The 243-nt window shown below is 39.5% G+C and carries 1 protein-coding gene; it reads right to left on the minus strand.

All coding sequences use genetic code 11. The features are described 5' to 3' along the window. On the minus strand, nucleotides 1–243 hold a 243-nt coding region (locus tag AAEY88_RS15170), incomplete at both ends, for a hypothetical protein (protein ID WP_350563723.1).

Below are 243 nucleotides of genomic sequence, written 5' to 3' on the forward strand. Positions count from 1 at the left end.
GCCCTAATACGGGTTGGTAATATTTTAAAATGGCATGCTCAAAACCATCTGCAAAACGTTGTTGGAGTTGCTCTAATTTAGAACCTTTGCCTTTTTGCTGGCGCAGTTTGATATATTTTAAATGCGCTGGCAGCACAAATTTAGATTCAATCAATGAAAACAATAATACCGGAATAACCACCACCGGAATTTGCGCAAAAATAGCGCCTCGCGCGCCTTCTATAAAACCTAACGGTAAAAAAG

Source organism: Psychrobacter sp. CAL346-MNA-CIBAN-0220, assembly GCF_040309805.1.
Classification (GTDB): Bacteria; Pseudomonadota; Gammaproteobacteria; order Pseudomonadales; family Moraxellaceae; genus Psychrobacter.